This is a genomic window from Polaromonas sp. (genome assembly GCF_018780625.1).
GTDB lineage: Bacteria > Pseudomonadota > Gammaproteobacteria > Burkholderiales > Burkholderiaceae_C > Polaromonas.
Map to the genome: position 1 here is coordinate 14,488 of NZ_JADMJK010000071.1, position 4,659 is coordinate 19,146.

The 4,659-nt window shown below is 62.0% G+C and carries 4 protein-coding genes; all 4 read left to right on the top strand.

Annotated features, from left to right (window positions below; genetic code table 11):
* A partial coding sequence (locus tag IV091_RS06510) for a GspE/PulE family protein (RefSeq protein ID WP_293466675.1) occupies positions 1 to 1,311 on the top strand: 1,311 nt, incomplete at its 5' end.
* 117 nt (positions 1,312 to 1,428) lie between these two features.
* Positions 1,429 to 1,917 carry a tripartite tricarboxylate transporter TctB family protein gene (locus tag IV091_RS06515; RefSeq protein WP_293466677.1) on the top strand — a complete coding sequence of 163 codons (489 nt, stop codon included), beginning with the start codon at positions 1,429 to 1,431 and terminating at the stop codon, positions 1,915 to 1,917.
* Positions 1,918 to 1,929: 12 nt separating this feature from the next.
* Positions 1,930 to 3,441, top strand: a complete 1,512-nt coding sequence (locus IV091_RS06520) for a tripartite tricarboxylate transporter permease (protein WP_293466679.1) — start codon at positions 1,930 to 1,932, stop codon at positions 3,439 to 3,441.
* A 255-nt stretch (positions 3,442 to 3,696) separates the two neighbouring features.
* A complete protein-coding gene (locus tag IV091_RS06525) occupies positions 3,697 to 4,599 on the top strand; it encodes a DMT family transporter (protein ID WP_293466681.1) in 903 nt (300 codons plus the stop codon).
* Positions 4,600 to 4,659 lie beyond the last annotated feature (60 nt).

Sequence of the window (4,659 nt, forward strand, 5' to 3'; positions counted from 1 at the left end):
GTCGCCAAGTTCACGGCCGAATTCTTTGCGCTGGCCAAGTCCGTCAAGGCCGCGCTCAAGTCGGGCAGTGGTTCGGGCAGCGCCAGCTTTGAGCAACTGGTGGAACTGAACCGCAGCAACAAGCCGCTGGACGCCAACGACCAGGGCGTGGTGCAGGTGGTGGACTGGCTCTGGCAATATGCCTTTGACCAGCGCGCCAGCGACATTCACCTGGAGCCGCGGCGCGAGCAGGGCGTGATCCGCTTTCGCATCGACGGCGTGCTGCACCCGGTCTACCAGTTGCCCATGGGCGTGCATAGTGCCATGACGGCGCGCATCAAGCTGCTGGGGCGCATGGATGTGGTCGAAAAACGACGCCCGCAGGACGGCCGCATCAAGACCCGCAATCCGCGTGGCGACGAGGTGGAAATGCGCCTGTCGACCTTGCCCACGGCCTTTGGCGAAAAAATGGTGATGCGTATTTTTGACCCCGACACCACGGTCAAGAACCTCGATGCGCTGGGCTTTTCGCCGCACGACGCCGAACGCTGGGAGCAACTGGTCAAAAAGCCCCATGGCATTGTGCTGGTCACCGGCCCGACCGGCTCGGGCAAGACCACCACGCTGTATTCCACGCTCAAGCGGCTGGCCACCGAAGAGGTCAACGTCAACACGATTGAAGACCCGATCGAGATGATTGAGCCAGCGTTCAATCAGACGCAGGTGCAGTCGCACCTGGATTTCGGCTTTCCCGAAGGGCTGCGCGCCCTGATGCGGCAGGACCCGGACATCATCATGGTGGGGGAAATCCGTGATCTGCAAACGGCGGAAATGGCGGTGCAGGCCGCGCTGACCGGTCACCTGGTGTTCAGCACGCTGCACACCAACGACGCACCCTCGGCGGTCTCGCGCCTGATGGAGCTGGGCGTGCCGTCTTACCTGATCAATGCGACCTTGCTTGGCGTGCTGGCGCAGCGGCTGGTGCGCACCCTGTGCAACCAGTGCCGCGAGCCGGATGAAAGCACCTCGCGGGAGACGCTGGCAGAGTTGGTCAAACCTTGGCAAGTCAGCGGCGGCTATCGGCCCTACAAGGCGCTGGGCTGCGTCGACTGCCGCATGACCGGCTTTCGCGGCCGCATGGGCCTGTACGAGTTGCTGACCGTGACAGAGGGTTTCAAGGAGAAGGTCTCCAAAGAGCCCAGCATCGATGCACTGCGCCGGCAAGCCATCGCCGATGGCATGCGTCCGCTGCGGCTGGCGGGTGCCCGGAAGGTGGCGGAAGGCGTCACCACGGTAGAAGAAATCCTGGCCTCAACGCCGCCGCTGTCCTGAGGCGTTTCGGGGCGCCAGGGAGGCGGGGTAAACCCGATGTAAGTGAAAGCCACATGGCCGGCACGTGTCTTTGAATGCAGAATCCATCGATTAATTCTTTTATAGAGGAGACAGCCCGTGAATATCAAGAGTCAAAAAGACTTTTTTTCCGGCCTCATGTTCATGGGCGTCGGCGTGGCGTTCGCATGGGGCGCAACGACCTACAGCGTCGGCAACGGCGCACGCATGGGGCCTGGTTACTTTCCGCTCATGCTGGGTGTGTTGATGGCGATTCTGGGCGCTGCCATCACGTTCAAGGCGCTGGTGGTCGAGACGGTCGGCGGCGACAAGATTGGAAAATGGGCCTGGAAGCCGCTGTTTTTCATTATTCTGGCCAATCTGGTGTTTGGCGTTTTGCTGGCCGGCCTGCCCATCATCAAGTTTCCAGCTTTCGGCATGATCGTGGCCATTTACGCCCTGACCTTCATTGCCAGCATGGCCGAGACCGGCTGGAAGTTCAAAAATACCTTCATTCTGGCCACAGTGCTTGCCGTGGGAAGTTACCTCGCGTTTGTGCTGGCGCTCAAGTTGCAGTTCCCGGTATGGCCCGCCTTCATCACCGGCTAAGGAGACAAGATAATGGAATTATTTGAGCATCTTTCACTGGGTTTTGGCGTGGCGTTCACGCCGATCAACCTGCTTTACTGCCTGGTCGGCTGCATTCTGGGCACGCTGATTGGCGTGCTGCCCGGCATTGGTCCGGTTGCGACCATCGCCATGTTGCTGCCCGCCACCTACGCGCTGCCCCCTGTGTCGGCACTGATCATGCTGGCCGGCATTTACTACGGCGCCCAATACGGAGGCTCCACCACGGCAATTTTGGTGAACCTACCGGGAGAATCGTCCTCGGTCGTCACCTGTATTGACGGCTACCAGATGGCGCGAAAAGGCCGGGCCGGACCCGCGCTGGCGGCGGCTGGTCTGGGTTCGTTCTTTGCCGGTTGCGTCGGCACCTTGATTCTGGCGGCGTTTGCGCCTCCGCTGACCGAACTGGCCTTCAAGTTCGGCCCTGCCGAGTATTTTGCGTTGATGACGCTGGGCCTGATTGGCGCGGTGGTGCTGGCTTCGGGCTCGCTGCTCAAGGCGATTGCGATGATCGTGCTGGGCCTGCTGCTCGGCCTGGTCGGCACTGACGTGAATTCGGGCGTGGCCCGCTTCAGCTTTGACATTCCTGAACTGACCGACGGCATCGGCTTTGTGGTGATCGCCATGGGCGTGTTCGGCTACGGCGAGATCATCAGCAACCTGGCACAGCCAGAGCATGAGCGTGAAGTGTTCACGGCCAAGGTCTCGGGCCTGATGCCAACCAAGCAGGATTTCAAGGACATGACGCCTGCCGTGCTGCGCGGCACGCTGCTCGGTTCCTCACTGGGCATCTTGCCTGGCGGCGGTGCCTTGCTGTCGGCCTTTGCGGCCTATGCGCTGGAAAAGAAGATGAAGATGAAGCCGGGCGAAGTGCCTTTCGGCCAGGGCAACATCCGCGGTGTGGCCGCGCCTGAGTCCGCCAACAATGCCGGCTCGCAGACCTCCTTCATTCCGCTGCTCACGCTGGGCATTCCGCCTAACGCTGTGATGGCCCTGATGGTGGGCGCGATGACGATTCACAACATCCAGCCGGGCCCGCAGGTCATGACCAGCAACCCGGAGCTGTTCTGGGGCCTGATCGCCTCGATGTGGATTGGCAATGCGATGCTGGTGATCCTGAACCTGCCGCTGATCGGCATCTGGATCAAGCTGCTGACCGTGCCTTATCGCTACCTGTTCCCGGCGATTGTGCTGTTCTGCGCGATTGGCGTGTACTCGACCAACAACAACACCTGGGACGTCTGGATGGTGGGTCTGTTCGGCGTGGTTGGCTACATCTTCGTCAAGCTGGGTGCCGAGCCGGCGCCCTTGCTGCTGGGCTTTATCCTGGGCCCCATGATGGAAGAAAACCTGCGCCGGGCGCTGCTGCTGTCGCGTGGCGACTGGAGCGTGTTTGTGACCCGTCCGCTGTCGGCCGGTTTGCTGGCAGCCGGTGCCCTGATGCTGATCATCGTGCTGCTGCCCGCCGTGAAGAACAAGCGGGAAGAAGCTTTCGTCGAGGAGTAACGGCGCGCACCTGGCCGGCGTCACACCCGGTGATCAAGAGGGCCCCTGGCGGGCGGGACATTCCAGTACATGCTGGCGTGCTCCGCTGGTCAGGGGCCCTCGGCACTTGCCCTCGCCAATGAAGGTGAGCGCCGCGCCGATGGCCTATGACGCTGGCCGCAGGGCCCGTGCGACACTTGGCAGCATGCGGATTTCCAAAAAGACATTTTGAGTAATAGTTCAGAAACAAATAGCCCTTCGGCACAAGGCGCGCGGGTGCAGGATGCTCCTAAAAGCATAGCTATTGGCTTGGCGCTCGCCACCCTGGGCGCCATCGCGTTCAGCGGCAAGGCCATCATCGTCAAGCTGGCCTACCGCCATGGCGTCGACGCGGTGACGCTGATCATGTACCGCATGCTGTTTGCGCTGCCGATTTTTGCGGTGATGGCGTGGTGGGCCAGCCGGGGCAAAGCCGCGTTGACGCGCAAGGACTGGCTGGGCGTGGTCTGGCTGGGGTTTACCGGCTACTACCTGGCCAGCTTTCTTGATTTTGCCGGGCTGGCGCACATCAGCGCCTCGCTGGAGCGGCTGATTTTGTACCTCAATCCCACGCTGGTCCTGCTGATGGGGTTGGTGCTGTACAAGCGGCGCATCACGCCTCGGCAAATGATGGGCATGGCCATCAGCTACTGCGGCGTGGTGCTGGTGTTTGGCCACGAGATCACGCTGCAGGGCGACGATGCGGCTTCAGCGGCGCTGGGCGCTTTACTGGTGTTTCTGAGCGCCATCAGCTATGCGACTTATCTGGTCTACAGCGGCGAGCTGGTTCAGCGCCTGGGTTCGCTGCGGCTGGTGGGGCTGGCCACCACGGTCGCCTGCCTGCTTTGCCTGCTGCAGTTTGTGCTGCTCAGGCCCCTGAGCGCCGCCGCCGTGGCGCCCGAAGTGATCTGGCTGTCGCTGCTCAATGCCACGCTGTGCACGGCGGTGCCCGTGCTGATGGTGATGATGGCGATCGAGCGTATTGGCGCCAGCCTGGCGGCACAAACCGGCATGGTCGGCCCCTTGTCCACGATTTTGATGGGTGCGGTGATTCTGGGCGAACCCTTCACTGCCTGGGTGGCGGCCGGCACCGTGCTGGTGATCGCCGGGATTTTTGTGTTTACCCGGTCGGGCAGATAAGGATGTGGCCCCCACGCTTCGCACTGCGTGTCATGCGCTGCCCCCCGAGGGGGCTGAACT